Source organism: Paraburkholderia sp. J94, from assembly GCF_905220285.1.
In the GTDB taxonomy this organism is placed as follows: domain Bacteria; phylum Pseudomonadota; class Gammaproteobacteria; order Burkholderiales; family Burkholderiaceae; genus Paraburkholderia; species Paraburkholderia tropica_A.
The window spans coordinates 137689-160340 of sequence record NZ_CAJMZH010000021.1 but is presented as its reverse complement, the minus strand read 5'-3'; the positions used below and the strand labels follow the sequence as shown (position 1 = coordinate 160340).

Annotated in this window: 16 protein-coding genes and 4 tRNA genes; all 20 read left to right on the top strand. The window is 60.7% G+C overall.

Annotated elements, in window-relative coordinates; all coding sequences use genetic code 11:
• Window positions 1–197: 197 nt before the first annotated feature.
• The 20 genes from U4Y88_RS34005 (at window position 198) to rpsJ (ending at window position 22626) form a co-directional block, all read left to right on the top strand.
• Window positions 198–283 (top strand) — tRNA-Tyr (locus tag U4Y88_RS34005).
• Between the two features lie 51 nt (window positions 284–334).
• Window positions 335–408 (top strand) — tRNA-Gly (locus tag U4Y88_RS34000).
• A 32-nt stretch (window positions 409–440) separates the two neighbouring features.
• Window positions 441–515: transfer RNA gene (locus U4Y88_RS33995), tRNA-Thr, on the top strand.
• A 121-nt stretch (window positions 516–636) separates the two neighbouring features.
• Complete coding sequence (gene tuf / locus U4Y88_RS33990; RefSeq protein ID WP_158951573.1) at window positions 637–1827, top strand: elongation factor Tu; 1191 nt, start codon at window positions 637–639, stop codon at window positions 1825–1827.
• 70 nt (window positions 1828–1897) lie between these two features.
• Window positions 1898–1973 (top strand) — tRNA-Trp (locus U4Y88_RS33985).
• A 37-nt stretch (window positions 1974–2010) separates the two neighbouring features.
• Window positions 2011–2391, top strand: a complete 381-nt coding sequence (gene secE, locus U4Y88_RS33980) for a preprotein translocase subunit SecE (protein ID WP_028222169.1) — start codon at window positions 2011–2013, stop codon at window positions 2389–2391.
• 1 nt (window position 2392) lies between these two features.
• Complete coding sequence (gene nusG, locus U4Y88_RS33975) at window positions 2393–2950, top strand: transcription termination/antitermination protein NusG (protein WP_027821101.1); 558 nt, start codon at window positions 2393–2395, stop codon at window positions 2948–2950.
• A gap of 182 nt (window positions 2951–3132) precedes the next feature.
• Window positions 3133–3564 carry a 50S ribosomal protein L11 gene (rplK, locus tag U4Y88_RS33970; protein ID WP_074987833.1) on the top strand — a complete coding sequence of 144 codons (432 nt, stop codon included), beginning with the start codon at window positions 3133–3135 and terminating at the stop codon, window positions 3562–3564.
• Window positions 3565–4260 carry a 50S ribosomal protein L1 gene (gene rplA / locus U4Y88_RS33965; protein WP_224017196.1) on the top strand — a complete coding sequence of 232 codons (696 nt, stop codon included), beginning with the start codon at window positions 3565–3567 and terminating at the stop codon, window positions 4258–4260.
• Between the two features lie 346 nt (window positions 4261–4606).
• The gene (gene rplJ, locus U4Y88_RS33960) at window positions 4607–5104 is read left to right on the top strand and encodes a 50S ribosomal protein L10 (RefSeq protein ID WP_224017198.1); all 498 of its coding nucleotides are present in this window, start codon (window positions 4607–4609) and stop codon (window positions 5102–5104) included.
• Between the two features lie 75 nt (window positions 5105–5179).
• Complete coding sequence (gene rplL, locus U4Y88_RS33955) at window positions 5180–5554, top strand: 50S ribosomal protein L7/L12 (protein ID WP_205986969.1); 375 nt, start codon at window positions 5180–5182, stop codon at window positions 5552–5554.
• 381 nt (window positions 5555–5935) lie between these two features.
• Window positions 5936–10042, top strand: a complete 4107-nt coding sequence (gene rpoB / locus U4Y88_RS33950) for a DNA-directed RNA polymerase subunit beta (RefSeq protein WP_224017201.1) — start codon at window positions 5936–5938, stop codon at window positions 10040–10042.
• Window positions 10043–10063: 21 nt separating this feature from the next.
• Window positions 10064–14314, top strand: a complete 4251-nt coding sequence (gene rpoC, locus U4Y88_RS33945; RefSeq protein ID WP_224017203.1) for a DNA-directed RNA polymerase subunit beta' — start codon at window positions 10064–10066, stop codon at window positions 14312–14314.
• 348 nt (window positions 14315–14662) lie between these two features.
• The gene (locus U4Y88_RS33940; RefSeq protein WP_224017205.1) at window positions 14663–14986 is read left to right on the top strand and encodes a hypothetical protein; all 324 of its coding nucleotides are present in this window, start codon (window positions 14663–14665) and stop codon (window positions 14984–14986) included.
• 274 nt (window positions 14987–15260) lie between these two features.
• Window positions 15261–17108: a DNA helicase RecQ gene (gene recQ / locus U4Y88_RS33935; RefSeq protein WP_224017206.1), complete on the top strand. Its 1848-nt coding sequence runs from the start codon at window positions 15261–15263 to the stop codon at window positions 17106–17108.
• A 495-nt stretch (window positions 17109–17603) separates the two neighbouring features.
• A complete protein-coding gene (rpsL, locus tag U4Y88_RS33930; protein ID WP_027821136.1) occupies window positions 17604–17984 on the top strand; it encodes a 30S ribosomal protein S12 in 381 nt (126 codons plus the stop codon).
• Between the two features lie 184 nt (window positions 17985–18168).
• On the top strand, window positions 18169–18639 hold the full coding sequence (rpsG, locus tag U4Y88_RS33925; protein WP_006053291.1) for a 30S ribosomal protein S7: 471 nt from the start codon (window positions 18169–18171) through the stop codon (window positions 18637–18639).
• 149 nt (window positions 18640–18788) lie between these two features.
• Entirely contained in the window at window positions 18789–20891 is a 2103-nt protein-coding gene (gene fusA / locus U4Y88_RS33920) for an elongation factor G (RefSeq protein ID WP_065062799.1), read from the top strand.
• A gap of 95 nt (window positions 20892–20986) precedes the next feature.
• Window positions 20987–22177, top strand: a complete 1191-nt coding sequence (tuf, locus tag U4Y88_RS33915) for an elongation factor Tu (protein WP_158951573.1) — start codon at window positions 20987–20989, stop codon at window positions 22175–22177.
• Window positions 22178–22314: 137 nt separating this feature from the next.
• Window positions 22315–22626, top strand: a complete 312-nt coding sequence (gene rpsJ, locus U4Y88_RS33910; RefSeq protein WP_017777154.1) for a 30S ribosomal protein S10 — start codon at window positions 22315–22317, stop codon at window positions 22624–22626.
• The last annotated feature ends 26 nt before the right edge of the window (window positions 22627–22652 follow it).

The window sequence follows — 22652 nt, the reverse complement described above, 5'->3', positions numbered from 1 at the left end:
GACTCTACGCCGATGATAGTGCGGATTGCCCGTGTGAAAGTAGGTAATCGTCAGGCTTCTTATTGCGAAACCCCGGCCCTAAAAAGCCGGGGTTTTTGCTTTTTCGCTCTCCCTATAAGTGAGAGCGTTGTGGGTTCAGCGCCGAATAAAGTGCTTGACACAGTTCGGAACTTACCCCATAATCATCAGTTCTCTACGGAGGGGTGCCCGAGTGGCTAAAGGGGGCAGACTGTAAATCTGTTGGCTTACGCCTACGTTGGTTCGAATCCAACCTCCTCCACCAGAATTCAGCTGAAGTTAAGTGTCGGGAATCGGCAGTAGTCGGAAAAACTTCGCGGGTGTAGCTCAATGGTAGAGCAGAAGCCTTCCAAGCTTACGACGAGGGTTCGATTCCCTTCACCCGCTCCAGCGACGCAATAAAGCAGTTCAGAGCAGTTTTTGCCCATGTGGCTCAGTGGTAGAGCACTCCCTTGGTAAGGGAGAGGTCGGCAGTTCGATCCTGCCCATGGGCACCAGCCGGTATCTAGCAGGCCTCCAGAAGCGTTCAGAAGGCCTCGCATCGAGCAGGCAGCAGCAACCCAGTGATTGTTTGCGCGCCCCGCGCAACGTACGGAAAAATCCTCTTAGGAGTCGAAAATGGCCAAGGGTAAGTTTGAGCGGACCAAGCCGCACGTGAACGTGGGCACGATCGGTCACGTTGACCACGGCAAGACCACGCTGACGGCAGCTATCACGACGGTTCTGACCAAGAAGTTCGGCGGCGAAGCCAAGGCTTACGACCAGATCGACGCGGCACCGGAAGAAAAGGCACGTGGTATTACCATCAACACTGCGCACGTCGAGTACGAAACGGCTAACCGCCACTACGCACACGTCGACTGCCCGGGCCACGCTGACTATGTGAAGAACATGATCACGGGCGCGGCACAGATGGACGGCGCGATCCTGGTTTGCTCGGCTGCTGACGGCCCGATGCCGCAAACGCGTGAGCACATCCTGCTGGCACGTCAGGTTGGCGTTCCGTACATCATCGTCTTCCTGAACAAGTGCGACATGGTCGACGACGCCGAGCTGCTCGAGCTGGTCGAAATGGAAGTGCGCGAGCTTCTGTCGAAGTACGACTTCCCGGGCGACGACACGCCGATCGTCAAGGGTTCGGCCAAGCTGGCGCTGGAAGGCGACACGGGCGAGCTGGGTGAAGTGGCGATCATGAGCCTGGCCGACGCGCTGGACACGTACATCCCGACGCCGGAGCGCGCAGTTGACGGCGCCTTCCTGATGCCGGTCGAAGACGTGTTCTCGATCTCGGGTCGTGGCACGGTGGTGACGGGTCGTATCGAGCGTGGCCTGGTCAAGGTCGGCGAAGAAATCGAAATCGTCGGTATCAAGCCGACGGTGAAGACGACCTGCACGGGCGTGGAAATGTTCCGCAAGCTGCTCGACCAGGGTCAGGCAGGCGACAACGTCGGTATCCTGCTGCGCGGCACGAAGCGTGAAGACGTCGAGCGCGGCCAGGTTCTGGCCAAGCCGGGTTCGATCACGCCGCACACGCACTTCACGGCTGAAGTGTACGTGCTGAGCAAGGACGAAGGCGGCCGCCACACGCCGTTCTTCAACAACTACCGTCCGCAGTTCTACTTCCGTACGACGGACGTGACGGGCTCGATCGAGCTGCCGAAGGACAAGGAAATGGTCATGCCGGGCGACAACGTGTCGATCACGGTGAAGCTGATCGCTCCGATCGCGATGGAAGAAGGTCTGCGCTTCGCAATCCGCGAAGGTGGCCGTACCGTCGGCGCCGGCGTGGTTGCAAAGATCATCGAGTAAGTTTTTGCCAGTCTCGTTGATCGACTAAGTGGTTTCCGGGGTGGTGGTTACCGCCACCCCAAAATGGTTTAGGGGTATAGCTCAACTGGCAGAGCGTCGGTCTCCAAAACCGAAGGTTGGGGGTTCGATTCCCTCTGCCCCTGCCAACTTCACGCGCTACGGCGCGTTGTTCTTTAAGGTGTTATGGCGAATCCTTCCGTCGAAACTGTAAATACTTCCAGCGACAAGCTCATGCTTGCAGCAGGTGTATTGTTGGTTGTGGCCGGGTTCGTAGGGTTCTACTGGCTCGGTAGCCAGGAGTGGTATGTCCGCGGTGCAGCGCTTGCAGTTGGCGTGATCGCGGGGGTGGTAGTCGGTCTTCTCTCGGCGCCCGGCAAGAGCTTCATCGCGTTTGCCAAAGACTCGTACAAAGAAGTTCGCAAGGTCGTCTGGCCGACTCGTAAAGAGGCCACGCAAACGACGTTGGTGGTCTTCGGTTTTGTGCTGGTAATGGCCATCTTTCTGTGGGTTTGCGACAAATCCATCGAATGGGTGATTTTCTCGGCGATTCTGGGTTGGAAATGATATGAGCGATACACCGGCATCCCCGAGCGGAAAACGTTGGTATGTGGTGCACGCCTACTCCGGGATGGAGAAGAGCGTGCAACGTGCGCTTCAGGAGCGCATCGATCGTGCCGGCATGCAAGACAAGTTTGGCCAGATCCTCGTCCCGACTGAAGAAGTCGTCGAGGTGAAGGGCGGTCACAAATCGGTGACCGAACGTCGTTTCTTCCCGGGCTACGTCCTGGTTGAAATGGAAATGACGGACGAAACGTGGCACCTCGTGAAGAACACGGCAAAGGTGACCGGTTTCGTCGGCGGGGCGCGTAATCGCCCGAGCCCGATTTCGCCGCGCGAAGTCGAAAAGATCATGTCGCAGATGCAGGAAGGCGTTGAGAAGCCGCGCCCCAAGACCCTGTTCGAAGTCGGCGAGATGGTCCGCGTGAAGGAAGGTCCGTTCACGGACTTCAACGGCAGCGTCGAAGAAGTCAACTACGAAAAATCGCGCGTCCGGGTCTCCGTCACCATTTTTGGCCGCGCCACACCAGTCGAACTCGAATTCGGCCAGGTCGAAAAGCTGTAAATCGAATACGACGGATCGCATCTCTGGTGCGATCCGTTTTTCCGCGCTTACGGTCCGCGTCATGGCCGTAGAGGAGCGCCAGTACTCCAGTCGGCTGTAAAAGATGTTTGGTACAGCGAAGATTGGGCGAGCGCGCGCTACCACTCACCCGAACGCTCACGCGTTCCAAAGAGGTTTTCAACATGGCAAAGAAAATCATCGGCTTTATCAAGCTGCAGATTCCTGCAGGTAAAGCCAACCCGTCGCCGCCGGTCGGTCCGGCACTGGGCCAACGCGGCCTGAACATCATGGAGTTCTGCAAGGCGTTCAACGCGCAGACCCAGGCACTGGAACCGGGTCTGCCGATTCCGGTCGTCATCACCGCGTTCGCCGACAAGAGCTTCACGTTCGTCCTGAAGACGCCGCCGGCTACGGTCCTGATCAAGAAGGCAGCGAAGGTCGACAAGGGTTCGGCCAAGCCGCACACGGACAAGGTCGCTACGATCACGCGCGCGCAAGCCGAAGAAATCGCCAAGACCAAGATGCCGGACCTCACGGCAGCCGATATGGATGCAGCGGTCCGCACGATCGCTGGTAGCGCCCGCTCGATGGGCATCGTCGTGGAGGGCGTGTAAATGGCTAAGGTTTCGAAGCGTCAAAAGGCTCTGGCCGCCAAGATCGATCGCCAGAAGCAATACGCAATCGTCGACGCACTGTCGCTCGTGAAGGAATGCGCTACGGCGAAGTTCGACGAGTCGATCGACGTCGCAGTCCAACTCGGCATCGACGCGAAGAAGTCGGACCAGGTCGTTCGTGGTTCGGTCGTTCTGCCCGCAGGTACCGGCAAGTCGGTTCGCGTTGCTGTGTTCGCACAAGGCGAAAAGGCTGAGCAAGCCAAGGCAGCTGGCGCAGAAATCGTCGGCATGGAAGACCTCGCCGAGCAGATCAAGGGCGGCAACCTGAACTTCGACATCGTGATCGCTTCGCCGGACACGATGCGTATCGTCGGTACGCTGGGTCAGATCCTCGGCCCGCGCGGCCTGATGCCGAACCCGAAGGTCGGTACGGTTACGCCGGACGTCGCCACCGCGGTCAAGAACGCGAAGGCTGGTCAGGTGCAATTCCGTGTCGACAAGGCCGGTATCATCCACGCGACCATCGGCCGTGCATCGTTCGAAGCGACCGCGCTGCGCAGCAACCTCGACGCGCTCCTCGAAGCGCTGACGAAGGCCAAGCCGGCAACGAGCAAGGGCGTGTACCTGCGCAAGATCGCTGTTTCGAGCACGATGGGCGTTGGCGTTCGCGTCGACCAGTCGTCGCTGGCAGCCTGATTGCCGCAATAGCGTCGCAACAAGTTTTGCCGCGCTGAGGTCTGGAGCGTAGCTTGCTACCCTGATCGCAGTGCGGATTTAAAGGGCTTTGGGCGGTTGTGCAGCGGCAGTCTGCGCGGCACAACCGGTTGTCAAAGACCGTTGGCGGAAGTGCAGTCGTTGGGTGCTTCCTTAATGCAAAGCCAACGCAGATGGCGAACCCGAAAAAGTTTTGAAGTGCTGATGTGAGCTGAATCAGGCGGAAACGCCTGCAGATGCAAACTGATTTACTCCGGACTGGTCGGTCGCCGTTGTTGAACGCGGCATCTGGCGCAATCGCGTTGGGTGTCGAATCTGGAGGTTAACCGTGCCACTGAACAAAGAAGGTAAGCAGGCCGTCGTGGCTGAAGTCTCCGCGCAAGTCGCGAAGGCTCAGACCGTCGTGTTGGCCGAGTATCGTGGAATCGCGGTTGGCGATCTGACCAAGCTGCGCGCGAAAGCGCGTGAGCAGCAGGTGTACCTCCGCGTGTTGAAGAACACGCTGGCGCGTCGCGCTGTTGAAGGTACCCCGTTTGCTCCGCTGGCAGAGCAGATGACTGGCCCCCTGATCTACGGCATCTCGGAAGATGCAATTGCTGCAGCGAAGGTCGTGAACGACTTCGCAAAGAGCAATGACAAGTTGGTCATCAAGGCTGGTTCCTACGAAGGCAAGGTGATGGACAAGGCAGGCGTGCAAGCGCTGGCCAGCATCCCGAGCCGCGAAGAACTGCTCTCGAAGCTGCTGTTCGTTATGCAAGCTCCTGTCTCCGGTTTCGCGCGTGCACTCGCCGCGCTGGCAGAGAAGAAGCAAGCAGAAGCTGCCTGAGTTCAGGCAGTCGAACAAGCAAGAGCGAGCGAATATCGCTAGCTGTTTCCGAATTCAAATCTGGAGTAATTTCAAATGGCAATCGCAAAAGAAGACATCCTCGAAGCCGTTGGCGCGATGTCGGTTCTCGAACTGAACGAACTGGTCAAGGCATTCGAAGAGAAGTTTGGCGTGTCGGCAGCTGCTGTTGCAGTCGCTGGCCCGGCAGGCGGCGGCGCTGCTGCTGCTGCTGAAGAGCAGACCGAATTCACGGTCAACCTGCTCGAAGCAGGCGCGAACAAGGTTTCGGTCATTAAGGCCGTTCGTGAACTGACGGGTCTCGGCCTGAAGGAAGCGAAGGACCTGGTCGACGGCGCACCGAAGCCCGTGAAGGAAGCGGTGCCCAAGGCTGCTGCTGAAGAAGCGAAGAAGAAGCTGGAAGAAGCCGGCGCGAAGGCTGAAATCAAGTAAGTTTCAGCGCGCTGTGCGAAGGCTGGCGGTTTTTACACCGCCGGCCTTTTTGTGCTTTGTGGGGACTGCGTTTTTGTGTTCGATTTTCAGGAGTCGGAGGCAGGATGCGGGACCCAGAAGCCAAAGAAAAACGTCTTGTTCAGGGTGAGTGCCAGAACGGCATGAGGAACATCCAGACGCACGACGCTTCTCTTTGTCTTCTGAAGCGACTGCAGAAGGCAAGTTTGGTCGGGCAGCGGGCAAGTTATGACAAGCCCAAATCCGCTGCCGTCAGCCAGCGGTTGGTAGAGGCCAACCACCAAGCTTCCAAGGCTCGCGAAGCCATCGGGTCTCAGTCGGTGAACACTCGGGTCGTCCTACCCGCCGTGATTCGGAGATCGTATGCAATATTCCTTCACCGAGAAGAAGCGTATTCGCAAGAGTTTCGCGAAACGCCCCATCGTTCACCAAGTTCCTTTCCTGCTGGCTACCCAGCTTGAATCATTCAGCACGTTCCTGCAAGCAGAAACGGCGAGCGCCCAGCGCAAGTCGGAAGGTCTGCAAGCAGCGTTTTCGTCTGTTTTTCCTATTGTTTCCCATAACGGCTTTGCTCGTCTAGAGTTCGTCAGCTACATGCTGTCGCCGCCGGCATTCAACATCAAGGAATGCCAGCAGCGCGGTCTGACGTACTGCTCGGCGCTGCGCGCCAAGGTGCGTCTGGTCCTGCTCGACAAGGAATCGCCGAGCAAGCCGGTCGTCAAGGAAGTGAAGGAGCAGGAAGTGTACATGGGCGAAATTCCGCTCATGACGCCGACCGGTTCGTTCGTTATCAACGGCACCGAGCGTGTGATCGTCTCGCAGCTGCACCGTTCGCCTGGCGTGTTCTTCGAACACGACAAGGGCAAGACGCACAGCTCGGGCAAACTGCTGTTCTCCGCTCGTATCATTCCTTACCGCGGTTCGTGGCTCGATTTCGAGTTCGACCCGAAGGACGTGCTGTACTTCCGCGTCGACCGCCGCCGCAAGATGCCGGTCACGATCCTGCTGAAGGCCATCGGCCTCACGCCGGAACAGATCCTCGCGAACTTCTTCGTGTTCGACAACTTCACGCTGATGCCGGAAGGCGCGCAGATGGAGTTCGTGCCGGAGCGTCTGCGTGGTGAAGTCGCGCGCTTCGACATTTCGGATCGCGAAGGCAAGGTCATCGTCCAGAAGGACAAGCGCATCAACGCGAAGCACATTCGCGACCTCGAAAGCGCCAAGACCACCTACATTTCGGTCCCCGAAGATTATCTGCTCGGCCGCGTTCTGGCGAAGAACGTCGTCGACGGCGACACGGGCGAAGTGATCGCGAACGCGAACGACGAAATCACCGAAGGTGTGCTCGACAAGCTGCGCGAAGCGAAGATCAAGGACATCCAGACGCTCTACACGAACGATCTGGACCAGGGTCCGTACATCTCGTCGACGCTGCGTATCGACGAAACCGCCGACAAGACGGCCGCGCGCATCGCGATCTACCGCATGATGCGTCCGGGCGAGCCGCCGACCGAAGAAGCGGTCGAAGCCCTGTTCAACCGCCTGTTCTACAGCGAAGAAGCGTACGACCTCTCGAAGGTGGGTCGTATGAAGTTCAACCGCCGCGTCGGCCGTGACGAAATCGTCGGCCCGATGACGCTGCAGGACGACGACATCCTCGCGACGATCAAGATCCTCGTCGAGCTGCGCAACGGCAAGGGCGAAGTGGACGACATCGACCACTTGGGCAATCGTCGCGTGCGTTGCGTCGGCGAACTGGCGGAAAACCAGTTCCGCGCCGGTCTCGTGCGTGTCGAACGTGCAGTCAAGGAACGCCTCGGCCAGGCCGAAAGCGAAAACCTGATGCCGCACGACCTGATCAACTCGAAGCCGATTTCGTCGGCGATTCGCGAGTTCTTCGGTTCGTCGCAGCTGTCGCAGTTCATGGACCAGACCAACCCGCTGTCGGAAATCACCCACAAGCGCCGCGTGTCGGCACTTGGCCCGGGCGGTCTGACGCGCGAGCGCGCTGGCTTTGAAGTCCGCGACGTGCACCCGACCCACTACGGCCGCGTGTGTCCGATTGAGACGCCGGAAGGTCCGAACATTGGTCTGATCAACTCGCTCGCACTGTACGCGCACCTGAACGAATACGGCTTCCTCGAAACGCCGTATCGCAAGGTCGTGGACAGCAAGGTGACCGACCAGATCGACTACCTGTCGGCGATCGAAGAAGGCCGTTACGTGATCGCTCAGGCGAACGCGATGGTGGCTGAAGACGGCACGCTGACCGACGAACTCGTCTCGTCGCGTGAAGCGGGCGAAACGCTGATGGTCACGCCGGACCGCATCCAGTACATGGACGTGGCGCCGTCGCAGATCGTCTCGGTTGCAGCTTCGCTGATCCCGTTCCTCGAGCACGATGACGCGAACCGCGCACTGATGGGTTCGAACATGCAGCGTCAGGCCGTGCCTTGTCTGCGTCCGGAAAAGCCGGTCGTCGGTACGGGTATCGAGCGTACGGTTGCGGTCGACTCGGGTACGACGGTTCAGGCGCTGCGTGGCGGCGTGGTGGATTACGTCGACGCGGGCCGTATCGTGATTCGCGTGAACGACGATGAAGCCGTCGCCGGTGAAGTCGGCGTGGACATCTACAACCTGATCAAGTACACGCGTTCGAACCAGAACACGAACATCAACCAGCGTCCGATCGTGAAGATGGGCGACAAGGTTGCGCGTGACGACGTGCTGGCTGACGGCGCATCGACCGATCTGGGCGAGCTCGCGCTCGGCCAGAACATGCTGATCGCGTTCATGCCGTGGAACGGCTACAACTTCGAAGACTCGATCCTGATCTCGGAGAAGGTCGTTGCGGACGATCGCTACACGTCGATCCACATCGAAGAACTGAATGTCGTTGCACGCGACACGAAGCTCGGACCGGAAGAAATCACGCGCGACATTTCGAACCTCGCGGAAGTGCAGCTTGGCCGTCTCGACGAGTCGGGCATCGTGTACATCGGCGCGGAAGTCGAAGCGGGCGACGTGCTCGTGGGCAAGGTCACGCCGAAGGGCGAAACCCAGCTCACGCCGGAAGAAAAGCTGCTGCGCGCGATCTTCGGCGAGAAGGCTTCGGACGTGAAGGACACGTCGCTGCGCGTGCCCTCGGGCATGAGCGGCACGGTCATCGACGTGCAGGTGTTCACGCGCGAAGGCATCACGCGCGACAAGCGTGCGCAACAGATCATCGACGATGAACTGAAGCGTTATCGCCTCGACCTGAACGACCAGCTGCGCATCGTGGAAGGCGACGCGTTCCAGCGTCTCGCACGTATGCTCGACGGCAAGGTCGCGAACGGCGGTCCGAAGAAGCTCGCGAAGGGTACGAAGATCGATCAGGCTTACCTGAGCGACCTCGACCACTACCACTGGTTCGACATCCGCCTCGCGGACGAAGAAGCAGCGGCGCAGCTCGAAGCGATCAAGAACTCGATCGAAGAAAAGCGTCACCAGTTCGATCTGGCGTTCGAAGAGAAGCGCAAGAAGCTCACGCAAGGCGACGAACTGCCGCCGGGCGTGCTGAAGATGGTCAAGGTGTACCTCGCGGTCAAGCGTCGTCTGCAGCCTGGCGACAAGATGGCCGGCCGTCACGGTAACAAGGGTGTCGTGTCGAAGATCGTCCCGATCGAAGACATGCCGTACATGGCCGATGGCCGTCCGGCCGACGTCGTGCTGAACCCGCTGGGCGTTCCGTCACGGATGAACGTGGGTCAGGTTCTCGAAGTGCACCTCGGTTGGGCCGCGAAGGGTCTGGGCTGGCGTATTGGCGAAATGCTCGCGCGTCAGACCAAGATTGCAGAACTGCGTGAGTTCCTCACGAAGATCTACAACGAATCGGGCCACAAGGAAGACCTCGACAGCTTCAGCGACGACGAAATCTTCGAACTCGCGAAGAACCTGCGCGAAGGCGTGCCGTTCGCAACGCCGGTGTTCGACGGTGCGACCGAAGAGGAAATGGGCAAGATGCTCGATCTGGCATACCCGGACGACATCGCCGCGAACCTCGGCATGACGCCGTCGAAGAACCAGGTGCGTCTGTACGACGGCCGCACGGGCGAGATGTTCGAACGCACCGTGACCGTGGGTTACATGCACTACCTGAAGCTGCATCACCTTGTCGACGACAAGATGCACGCGCGTTCGACGGGTCCGTACTCGCTCGTCACGCAGCAGCCGCTGGGTGGTAAGGCGCAGTTCGGTGGTCAGCGCTTCGGTGAAATGGAAGTGTGGGCGCTCGAAGCGTATGGCGCTTCGTACGTGCTGCAGGAAATGTTGACGGTGAAGTCGGACGACGTGAACGGCCGGACGAAGGTGTACGAAAACCTCGTCAAGGGCGACCACGTGATCGATGCAGGCATGCCGGAATCCTTCAATGTGCTGGTGAAGGAAATCCGCTCGCTCGGTATCGACATCGACCTCGACCGCAACTAATCGGACTACGGAGAGAAGGCAATGAAAGCTCTGCTCGATCTATTCAAGCAAGTCCAACAAGAAGAAGTTTTTGACGCGATCAAGATCGGTCTGGCCTCGCCGGACAAGATCCGCTCGTGGTCGTTCGGCGAAGTGAAGAAGCCGGAGACCATCAACTACCGTACGTTCAAGCCGGAACGCGATGGTCTGTTCTGCGCGAAGATCTTCGGGCCGATCAAGGACTACGAGTGCCTGTGCGGCAAGTACAAGCGCCTGAAGCATCGTGGCGTGATCTGCGAGAAGTGCGGCGTTGAAGTCACGCTGGCGAAGGTGCGTCGCGAACGCATGGGCCACATCGAACTGGCCTCGCCGGTCGCGCACATCTGGTTCCTGAAGTCGCTGCCGTCGCGTCTGGGCATGGTGCTCGACATGACGCTGCGCGACATCGAACGCGTGCTGTACTTCGAAGCGTATGTGGTGATCGAACCGGGCATGACGCCGCTGAAGGCGCGTCAGATCATGACCGAAGAGGATTACTACAATAAGGTCGAAGAGTACGGTGACGAATTCCGCGCCGAGATGGGCGCGGAAGGCGTGCGCGAGCTGCTGCGTGCGATCAACATCGACGAACAGGTCGAAACGCTGCGCACCGAGCTGAAGAACACCGGCTCGGAAGCGAAGATCAAGAAGTACGCGAAGCGCCTGAAGGTGCTCGAGGCCTTCCAGCGTTCGGGCATCAAGCCCGAATGGATGGTGCTCGAAGTGCTGCCGGTGCTGCCGCCCGAACTGCGTCCGCTGGTGCCGCTGGACGGTGGCCGCTTCGCGACCTCGGACCTGAACGACCTGTATCGCCGCGTCATCAACCGTAACAACCGTCTGAAGCGTCTGCTCGAGCTGAAGGCGCCGGAGATCATCGTCCGCAACGAAAAGCGGATGCTCCAGGAAGCGGTTGACTCGCTGCTCGATAACGGCCGTCGCGGCAAGGCGATGACGGGCGCGAACAAGCGACCGCTGAAGTCGCTCGCCGACATGATCAAGGGTAAGGGCGGCCGCTTCCGTCAGAACCTGCTGGGTAAGCGCGTCGACTACTCGGGCCGTTCGGTCATCGTGGTGGGTCCGACGCTCAAGCTTCACCAGTGCGGTCTGCCGAAGCTGATGGCGCTCGAACTGTTCAAGCCGTTCATCTTCAACAAGCTGGAAACGATGGGCGTCGCGACGACCATCAAGGCTGCGAAGAAGGAAGTCGAGAACCAGACGCCGGTGGTGTGGGACATCCTCGAAGAGGTGATCCGCGAGCATCCGGTCATGCTGAACCGTGCACCGACGCTTCACCGTCTTGGCATTCAGGCTTTCGAGCCGGTGCTGATCGAAGGTAAGGCAATCCAGCTGCACCCGCTCGTTTGCGCGGCGTTCAACGCCGACTTCGACGGTGACCAGATGGCTGTTCACGTTCCGCTGTCGCTCGAAGCGCAGATGGAAGCGCGCACGCTGATGCTGGCGTCGAACAACGTCCTGTTCCCGGCCAACGGCGATCCGTCGATCGTGCCGTCGCAGGATATCGTGCTGGGCCTGTACTACGCCACGCGTGAAGCGATCAATGGCAAGGGCGAAGGCATGACGTTCACGGGCGTGTCGGAAGTGCTCCGCGCGTACGAGAACAAGGAAGTCGAGCTGGCTTCGCGCGTGAACGTGCGTATTACCGAAATGGTCCACAACGAGGACAAGTCGGAAGGCGCACCGGCATTCGTGCCGAAGATCTCGCTGTACGCGACCACGGTCGGCCGTTCGATCCTGTCGGAAATTCTGCCGCCGGGCCTGCCGTTCTCGGTGCTGAACAAGCCGCTGAAGAAGAAGGAAATCTCGCGTCTGATCAACACCGCGTTCCGCAAGTGCGGTCTGCGTGAGACGGTGATTTTCGCTGACCAGCTGATGCAGTCGGGTTTCCGCCTGGCAACGCGCGCCGGTATTTCGATCTGCGTGGACGACATGCTCGTGCCGCCGCAGAAGGAAACCATCGTCGGCGAAGCCGCGAAGAAGGTGAAGGAATACGACCGTCAGTACATGTCGGGTCTCGTCACCGCGCAGGAACGCTACAACAACGTGGTCGACATCTGGTCGAACACGTCGGAAGCGGTCGGCAAGGCGATGATGGAGCAGCTCGCGACGGAACCGGTTATCGACCGCGACGGCAAGGAAACGCGTCAGGAATCGTTCAACTCGATCTACATGATGGCCGACTCGGGCGCGCGGGGTTCCGCAACCCAGATTCGCCAGCTGGCGGGTATGCGCGGCCTGATGGCGAAGCCGGACGGCTCGATTATCGAAACGCCGATTACCGCGAACTTCCGCGAAGGTCTGAACGTGTTGCAGTACTTCATCTCGACCCACGGTGCACGTAAGGGTCTGGCTGATACGGCACTGAAGACCGCGAACTCGGGTTACCTGACGCGTCGTCTCGTCGACGTCACGCAGGATCTCGTGGTCGTCGAGGAAGATTGCGGCACGTCGAACGGCGTGGCGATGAAGGCACTCGTGGAAGGCGGTGAAGTCGTCGAAGCGCTGCGCGACCGTATTCTCGGCCGCGTTGCAGTGGCGGACGTCGTCAATCCTGAAACCCAGGAAACGATCTACGCTTCGGGCGACCTGCTCGACGAAGACGCAGTCGAAACGATCGAAAGCCTCGGCATCGACGAAGTGCGCGTGCGCACGCCGCTGACCTGCGAAACGCGTTACGGTCTGTGCGCGTCGTGCTATGGCCGCGACCTGGGTCGTGGCTCGCGCGTGAACGTCGGCGAAGCAGTCGGCGTGATCGCGGCACAGTCGATCGGCGAACCGGGCACGCAGCTCACGATGCGTACGTTCCACATCGGTGGTGCGGCATCGCGTGCAGCAGTGGCCTCGTCGGTGGAAGCCAAGTCGAACGGTACGGTCCGCTTCACGGCGACGATGCGTTACGTCACGAACGCGAAGGGCGAGCAGATCGTCATTTCGCGCTCGGGCGAAGCCATCATCGCCGACGATCACGGCCGCGAGCGCGAGCGTCACAAGGTGCCGTACGGCGCGACGCTGCTGCAACTCGACGGCGACACGATCAAGGCCGGCACGCAGCTCGCCACGTGGGATCCTCTGACGCGTCCGATCATCACCGAGTACGGTGGTACGGTGAAGTTCGAAAACGTCGAAGAAGGCGTGACGGTTGCGAAGCAGATCGACGATGTGACGGGTCTGTCGACCCTCGTCGTGATCGACGTGAAGCGCCGCGGTTCGCAGGCTTCGAAGAGCGTGCGTCCGCAGGTCAAGCTGCTCGACGCGAACGGCGACGAAGTCAAGATCCCGAACACCGAGCACTCGGTGCAGATCGGCTTCCAGGTCGGCGCTCTGATCACGGTGAAGGACGGTCAGCAAGTGCAGGTCGGTGAAGTGCTCGCACGTATCCCGACTGAAGCGCAGAAGACGCGTGACATTACCGGTGGTCTGCCGCGTGTGGCGGAACTGTTCGAAGCACGTTCGCCGAAGGACGCAGGTATCCTGGCGGAAGTCACGGGTACGACGTCGTTCGGTAAGGACACGAAGGGCAAGCAGCGTCTCGTTATCACGGACCTCGAAGGCAATCAGCACGAGTTCCTGATCGCGAAGGAAAAGCAGGTTCTGGTTCACGATGCACAGGTCGTCAACAAGGGCGAAATGATCGTGGACGGCCCGGCCGATCCGCACGACATCCTGCGTCTGCAGGGTATCGAAGCGCTGTCGCGTTACATCGTGGACGAAGTGCAGGACGTGTACCGTCTGCAGGGCGTGAAGATCAACGACAAGCACATCGAAGTAATCGTGCGTCAGATGCTGCGCCGCGTGCAGATCACCGACAACGGCGATACGCGTTTCATCCCTGGCGAACAAGTCGAGCGTTCGGACATGCTCGACGAGAACGACAAGATGATCGCGGAAGACAAGCGTCCGGCGACGTACGAGAACGTGCTGCTCGGTATCACGAAGGCATCGCTCTCGACCGACTCGTTCATCTCGGCGGCATCGTTCCAGGAAACGACCCGCGTGCTGACCGAAGCGGCGATCATGGGCAAGCGCGACGATCTGCGTGGCCTGAAGGAAAACGTGATCGTCGGCCGTCTGATTCCGGCCGGTACGGGTCTCGCGTTCCACAAGGCGCGCCGTGCGAAGGAATCGTCGGATCGCGAGCGTTTCGACCAGATCGCAGCGGAAGAAGCGTTCGACTTCGGCGCACCGGAAACCCCGGCTGCCGAAGTGCCGGAACAGCCGCATACGACGGACGAGTAAAGCAGGGGGCGGCGCAAGCCGCCTGATGCTGAACTCGCGCGCCATGCGCACCCAAAAAGCCGTCTGGTTTACGCCAGACGGCTTTTTTTATGGGCTTTTCTCGCGTATGTGCCGGTTTGTGTGCGCGCACCGATTCGCAGTCCCTGGTATTTTTTGCGAAGTGTGTGCGGGTCGTGCGAGGCCTTGCAAGGACATTGCGGGGCCGTCGCGTGTGCGACCTCGCGCCGCACTGCTGGCGCGGTCGCTGCGCGTGTCTGCGGCGCGTGCTAACGTAGCGCGCCAAGTCTGTCGGCGTACGAACTTTCGCGGCGCGCCGGCAGCATCTTTCTGAATCTGGAGGCGGTAATCATGTGGGTCGTTGGTGTCGGTCTCATCCTGAATCTGGTGGCGTGCATCGCCGACTTTTCGCATCTGCTGCATCACGTCGGAAATCAGGAGGCCGCCATGTTCTTCGCGACCTTCCTCGTGATGTGGGCATTCCTGATCATCGGTTACATCATGCAGCTGGCGGGCAAGGTGAAGATGGGCGGGCTGCTGCTCGCGCTCGGCTCGTTGCTGCTCATCGTGGGCAGTTTCGTGCAGTTGCCGTTCGGCGGGCTCGTGCTGTTTTCGGTGGTGGCGGGCATCGTGACGTTCGTCGGTGCGCTGCGCGTCGCGCAAAAGCGCGCCTGAGTCTTCCGGTTCGCTTGCCGCAGGCGCGGGCTCTCCGCGCTCGTCGCGTCGTCTTTTGAAAGCAGCGTGCGCACCCGACGCGCACGCGCGTTTCTGCCGTTTTTCCTCCGCGGGCTTTCGCTCTTTTCCCCGCTTTTCCCTCGCCTTATCTGCGCCGCCCCCTGGCCTGATGGCTAATCTTCGCGGTTGCGGCGGTCAAGGCGCGCCCGGGTTGGTAAAATCCGGTCCACCGCCTTCGCTTCACGCCTCCTCCTTACCCACCGTCGCCGCCTTCATGTCCCGTTCGCTCGAAATCCTCAACGAAGTCTTCGGTTATCCCGCCTTTAGAGGGCAGCAAGCCGAGATCGTCGAGCATGTCGCGGGCGGCGGCGATTCGCTGGTCCTCATGCCCACCGGCGGCGGGAAATCGCTCTGCTACCAGATTCCCGCGCTGGTACGCCACGAGGCGGGCCTCGGCGCCGGCATCGTGGTGTCGCCGCTGATCGCGCTGATGCAGGACCAGGTGGCCGCGCTGACCGAAGTCGGCGTGCGCGCGGCGTATCTCAATTCGACGCTCACCGGCGCCGAGGCGGCCGCCACCGAGCGCGCGCTGCGCGAAGGCGACCTCGATCTGCTCTACGTGGCGCCCGAGCGCCTGATGACGTCGCGCTTTCTCGAACTGCTCGAGCGCACGCGCATCGGCCTGTTCGCGATCGACGAGGCGCACTGCGTGTCGCAATGGGGGCACGATTTCCGCCCCGAGTACATTCAGCTGTCGGTGCTGCACGAGCGCTTCCCGAACGTACCGCGCATCGCGCTCACGGCCACCGCCGACGCGATCACGCGCGACGAGATCATGCATCGTCTCGCGCTCGACGACGCGCGCGTGTTCGTGTCGAGCTTCGACCGGCCGAATATCCGCTATCGCATCGTCGAAAAGGACAATGCGCGTACCCAGCTGCTCGATTTCATCCGCGCGGAGCACACGCGCGCCGACGGCACGACCGACGCGGGCGTGGTCTATTGCCTCTCGCGCCGCAAGGTCGAGGAAACCGCGGAGTGGCTGAAGGGGCAGGGCGTGCGCGCGCTGCCGTATCACGCCGGCATGGAATTCGAGGTGCGCCAGAAGCATCAGGAGCTGTTCCAGCGCGAAGAGGGCGTGGTGATGTGCGCGACCATCGCGTTCGGCATGGGCATCGACAAGCCGGATGTGCGCTTCGTCGCGCATCTGGATTTGCCGAAGAGCGTCGAAGGCTACTACCAGGAAACCGGCCGCGCGGGCCGCGACGGGCTGGCGGCCAATGCCTGGATGGCCTATGGCCTCGGCGACGTGGTGCAGCAGCGCAAGATGATCGACGAGTCCGACGCCGACGAGCAGCACAAGCGCGTGCAGACCGGCAAGCTCGACGCGCTGCTCGGCCTATGTGAAACGGCCACTTGCCGCCGTGTGCGCCTGCTCGCGTATTTCGGCGAAGAGAGTCAGCCCTGCGGCAACTGCGACAGCTGTATCGAGCCGCCCGCCACGTGGGACGCGACGCGCGAGGCGCAGATGGCGCTGTCCTGCGTGTTCCGCGCGCAGCGCGCGAGCGGCTTCAATTTCGGCGCGGGCCACCTGATCGACATTCTGCGCGGCAATCGCAACGAGAAAATCCTGCAGCGCGGCCACGAGAAGATCTCGACTTTCGGCATCGGCGCGGCGCTGTCCGAGGCCGAGTGGCGCGGGATCTTCCGTCAGCTGGTGGCGTTCGGCTATCTGACCGTCGACCACGAGGGCTTCGGCGCGCTCGTGCTCACGGAGGCGAGCAAGGCGGTGCTCAAGGGCGAGCAGCAGGTCACGATGCGCCGCTACGTGAAGCCCACGCGCACCCGCGCGTCGTCGAGCCGCACCAGCGAGCGCGCCGATCCGACCGTGGGTATGAGCCCGCGTCAGCGCGCGCGCTGGGAGCGCCTGCGCCTGTGGCGCACCGATACGGCCAAGAGCGAGGGCGTGCCCGCCTACGTGATCTTCCACGACGCCACGCTGGCGGAAATCGCGCGCAACGGCCCCGAATCGGTCGACGATCTGCGTGACATTCCGGGTATCGGCGCGCGTAAGCTCGAGCGTTTCGGCGAGGAGCTCGTCGAGGTGGTCGGCGACGAGTGAGCGCCGGCCGGCGGCGACAATCGCGAGCCGAAAGAGAGTCGAAAAAGGGTTGAAAGCACCACCGATGCGCGATCGGTGCGTGACCGCCATGGCGCGTGCGCACCGTCATTCCGGCGTCCCAAACCGCCTGAGGCGCGCCGCAGCGAGAATGCCGGCTTTTCCGCGCGCTGCGGCGCTGTCATTTACCGGTGAGCGTGCGTTTTATCGCTGCCGCACCGCAACACGCCGCACACTTCTTCCGTCGTCCGAAATACCGCAAGCCGTTGACTTGCTTGGTATTTTCGGAATATCATGCTGGGTTCCGGTTCTTGGGTTGTCTGCGCACGTCAGTTAGTTTGACTAATTCGGCGTAAAAGCACTTCGGAGTGCGCTCCAGGTGTGTGCGTCGCAGGCGCCAGTTTTAGGAGCCGGAATTCTCGTAGGAGTTTAGATGCGTGGTTTTCCGCTTTGCCCGGAAATAAACGCGTCGATTTTGTTCAATTTCAGGAATAAACAATGCCAACCATCAATCAACTGGTTCGCAAAGGCCGCACTTCGGAAGTCACGAAGAGCAAGTCGCCGGCCCTGCAGGACTGCCCTCAGCGTCGCGGCGTGTGCACGCGTGTGTACACGACGACGCCGAAGAAGCCGAACTCGGCACTTCGTAAAGTTGCCAAGGTTCGTCTGACGAACGGCTTCGAAGTCATTTCGTACATCGGTGGTGAAGGCCACAACCTGCAGGAACACTCGGTTGTGCTGATCCGCGGCGGCCGTGTGAAGGACTTGCCGGGTGTGCGTTACCACATGGTTCGCGGCTCGCTGGATACCCAGGGCGTCAAGGATCGTAAGCAGGCTCGTTCGAAGTACGGCGCGAAGCGCGCGAAGGCTGCGAAGTAAGAGTCGAGCGTCGTCTGCGCTTTCGGGCGTTGGCGATAAAAGCGACAGGTGCCGGATTGGCCGGTGCTGTCGAGTAAGTGGTCACCCGACCAGGCTGGTAAGTCGTGAGATGAATCGGGTTAGTTGGTGGCCGCGGAGCGTAGGGTTCCATCCACGCTTCAACTGAAAAGTTAAAGGAAGAAACATGCCGCGTCGTCGCGAAGTCCCCAAGCGGGAAGTGTTGCCGGATCCGAAGTTCGGCAACGTTGATGTAGCCAAGTTCATGAACGTGCTGATGCTCTCCGGCAAGAAGTCGGTTGCCGAGCGTATCGTGTACGGCGCTTTCGAACAGATCCAGACCAAGGGTGGCAAGGACCCGCTGGAAGTGTTCACTGTCGCGCTCAACAACGTGAAGCCGGTGGTGGAAGTGAAGAGCCGCCGCGTTGGTGGTGCGAACTATCAGGTTCCGGTCGAAGTGCGCCCCTCGCGTCGTATGGCATTGGCGATGCGTTGGCTGCGTGAAGCCGCGAAGAAGCGCAGCGAGAAGTCGATGGCCCTGCGTCTGGCAGGTGAACTCTCCGAAGCGGCCGAAGGCCGTGGCGGCGCGATGAAGAAGCGCGACGAAGTTCACCGGATGGCAGAAGCGAACAAGGCGTTCTCGCACTTCCGCTTCTAAGAGAAAACCCCTTCTGGGGTTGACTCAAAAGACGGAAAAAATTCCGGGCGGGTGCGCTTATCAAGCGCCTCGCCCGTTTGTGTTCAGGCGCGTTGGGATCGACCCGGTCGGGTTCGGCCCCGGCGCGCACCTCCCGATAGAGGATCAAAGTGGCTCGCAAGACTCCTATCGAGCGCTACCGTAACATCGGTATTAGCGCTCACATCGACGCCGGCAAGACGACGACGACCGAGCGCATTCTGTTTTACACCGGCGTGAACCACAAGATTGGTGAAGTTCACGACGGCGCCGCGACCATGGACTGGATGGAGCAGGAGCAGGAGCGTGGCATCACGATTACCTCCGCTGCTACGACCGCGTTCTGGAAGGGCATGGGCGGTAACTACCCCGAGCACCGCATCAACATCATCGACACCCCGGGCCACGTCGACTTCACGATTGAAGTTGAGCGCTCGATGCGCGTGCTCGACGGTGCATGCATGGTCTACTGCGCAGTGGGCGGCGTTCAGCCCCAGTCGGAAACCGTGTGGCGCCAGGCGAACAAGTACAAGGTTCCCCGTCTCGCGTTCGTCAACAAGATGGACCGTACGGGCGCGAACTTCTTCAAGGTCTATGACCAGCTGAAGACGCGTCTGAAGGCGAACCCGGTTCCGGTCGTGGTGCCGATCGGCGCAGAAGACACGTTCCAGGGCGTGGTCGACCTGATCAAGATGAAGGCGATCATTTGGGACGAAGCGTCGCAAGGCACGAAGTTCGACTACGTCGACATCCCCGCTGAACTCGTTGACTCGTGCAACGAATGGCGCGAAAAGATGATCGAGTCGGCTGCTGAAGCCAGCGAAGAGCTGATGGAAAAGTACCTCGGCGGCGAAGAGCTGACCGAAGCGGAAGTCGTCAAGGCAATCCGCGACCGTACCATCGCTTGCGAAATCCAGCCGATGCTGTGCGGCACCGCGTTCAAGAACAAGGGCGTGCAGCGTATGCTCGACGCCGTGATCGACTTCCTGCCGTCGCCGGTGGACATTCCCCCGGTCACGGGCGAACTCGAAAACGGTGAGAAGGCAGAGCGCCGCGCAGCCGACGACGAGAAGTTCTCGGCACTCGCGTTCAAGATCATGACCGACCCGTTCGTCGGCCAGCTGATCTTCTTCCGCGCGTACTCGGGCGTCGTCAACTCGGGCGATACGGTGCTGAACTCGACCAAGGGCAAGAAGGAACGCCTTGGCCGTATTCTGCAGATGCACGCGAACAACCGCGAAGAAATCAAGGAAGTTCGTGCAGGCGACATCGCCGCAGCCGTTGGCCTGAAGGAAGCAACCACGGGCGACACGCTGTGCGACCCGGCGAACCCGATCATCCTGGAACGCATGATTTTCCCGGAGCCGGTGATTTCGCAGGCCGTCGAGCCGAAGACCAAGGCTGACCAGGAAAAGATGGGCCTCGCCCTGAACCGCCTGGCACAGGAAGACCCGTCGTTCCGCGTCCAGACGGACGAGGAATCGGGCCAGACCATCATTTCGGGTATGGGCGAGCTCCACCTCGAAATTCTGGTCGACCGTATGAAGCGTGAATTCAACGTGGAAGCGACCGTCGGCAAGCCGCAGGTTGCATACCGCGAAACGATCCGCGCAACGGCGAAGGACGTCGAAGGCAAGTTCGTCAAGCAGTCGGGCGGTCGCGGCCAGTTCGGTCACGCTGTCATTACGCTTGAGCCGAACGAGCAGGGCAAGGGCTACGAGTTCCTGGACGAGATCAAGGGTGGTGTGATTCCGCGTGAATTCATCCCCGCGGTCGACAAGGGTATCCAGGAAACGCTCAAGGCCGGCGTGCTGGCGGGCTTCCCGGTCGTCGACGTCAAGGTTCACCTGACGTTCGGTTCGTACCACGACGTTGACTCGAACGAAAATGCGTTCCGCATGGCCGGTTCGATGGCGTTCAAGGAAGCAATGCGCAAGGCTCAGCCGGTCATCCTCGAACCGATGATGGCTGTCGAAGTCGAAACGCCGGAAGACTACATGGGCAACGTGATGGGCGACCTGTCGGGCCGTCGCGGTATCGTCCAGGGCATGGAAGACATGGTTGGCGGCGGCAAGATCGTTCGCGCCGAAGTGCCGCTGTCGGAAATGTTCGGCTACTCGACGTCGCTGCGCTCGCTGTCGCAAGGTCGCGCAACGTACACGATGGAATTCAAGCACTACGCAGAAGCACCGCGTAACGTGGCCGACGCGATCATCAGCGCGAAGGCGAAGTAAGCATCGGCATTCAGTTGACCATGCGGCGAACCGGACATGGGTCCGGTTCGCATCGCCCAGTCACCGATTCACCACTTTTTTGAAAGAAGAGAAACATGGCAAAAGGTAAATTCGAACGGACCAAGCCGCACGTCAACGTCGGCACGATCGGTCACGTTGACCACGGCAAGACCACGCTGACGGCAGCTATCACGACGGTTCTGACCAAGAAGTTCGGCGGCGAAGCCAAGGCTTACGACCAGATCGACGCGGCACCGGAAGAAAAGGCACGTGGTATTACCATCAACACCGCGCACGTCGAGTACGAAACGGCTAACCGCCACTACGCACACGTCGACTGCCCGGGCCACGCTGACTATGTGAAGAACATGATCACGGGCGCGGCACAGATGGACGGCGCGATCCTGGTTTGCTCGGCTGCTGACGGCCCGATGCCGCAGACGCGTGAGCACATCCTGCTGGCACGTCAGGTTGGCGTTCCGTACATCATCGTCTTCCTGAACAAGTGCGACATGGTCGACGACGCCGAGCTGCTCGAGCTGGTCGAAATGGAAGTGCGCGAACTTCTGTCGAAGTACGACTTCCCGGGCGACGACACGCCGATCGTCAAGGGTTCGGCCAAGCTGGCGCTGGAAGGCGACACGGGCGAGCTGGGTGAAGTGGCGATCATGAGCCTGGCCGACGCGCTGGACACGTACATCCCGACGCCGGAGCGCGCAGTTGACGGCGCCTTCCTGATGCCGGTCGAAGACGTGTTCTCGATCTCGGGTCGTGGCACGGTGGTGACGGGTCGTATCGAGCGTGGCCTGGTCAAGGTCGGCGAAGAAATCGAAATCGTCGGTATCAAGCCGACGGTGAAGACGACCTGCACGGGCGTGGAAATGTTCCGCAAGCTGCTCGACCAGGGTCAGGCAGGCGACAACGTCGGTATCCTGCTGCGCGGCACGAAGCGTGAAGACGTCGAGCGCGGCCAGGTTCTGGCCAAGCCGGGTTCGATCACGCCGCACACGCACTTCACGGCTGAAGTGTACGTGCTGAGCAAGGACGAAGGCGGCCGCCACACGCCGTTCTTCAACAACTACCGTCCGCAGTTCTACTTCCGTACGACGGACGTGACGGGCTCGATCGAGCTGCCGAAGGACAAGGAAATGGTCATGCCGGGCGACAACGTGTCGATCACGGTGAAGCTGATCGCTCCGATCGCGATGGAAGAAGGTCTGCGCTTCGCAATCCGCGAAGGTGGCCGTACCGTCGGCGCCGGCGTCGTCGCGAAGATCATCGAGTAAATCGAGTAGAATACTCGGCTTGCTGTAGAAGTTGATGTACCCTGGGACCATCCGGCGGCGTCTTGCCGCAGGGTGGTCCTGCGCTCTTTATATTGTCTGGCGGCGCAAGTCCGCCTCGCTCTTTTTAAGGAATCGTCATGCAGAACCAAAAAATCCGTATCCGCCTGAAAGCTTTCGACTACCGCCTGATCGACCAGTCGGCTGCTGAAATCGTCGATACGGCGAAGCGCACGGGCGCAATCGTCCGCGGTCCGGTGCCGCTGCCGACGCGTATCCAGCGTTTCGACATCCTGCGCTCGCCGCACGTCAACAAGACGTCGCGCGACCAGCTCGAAATCCGCACCCACCTGCGCCTGATGGACATCGTCGACCCGACGGACAAGACCGTTGACGCGCTGATGAAGCTGGACCTCCCGGCTGGCGTGGACGTCGAAATCAAGCTGCAGTAAGAGTCTCGAGCGCGGCCAGGATGACC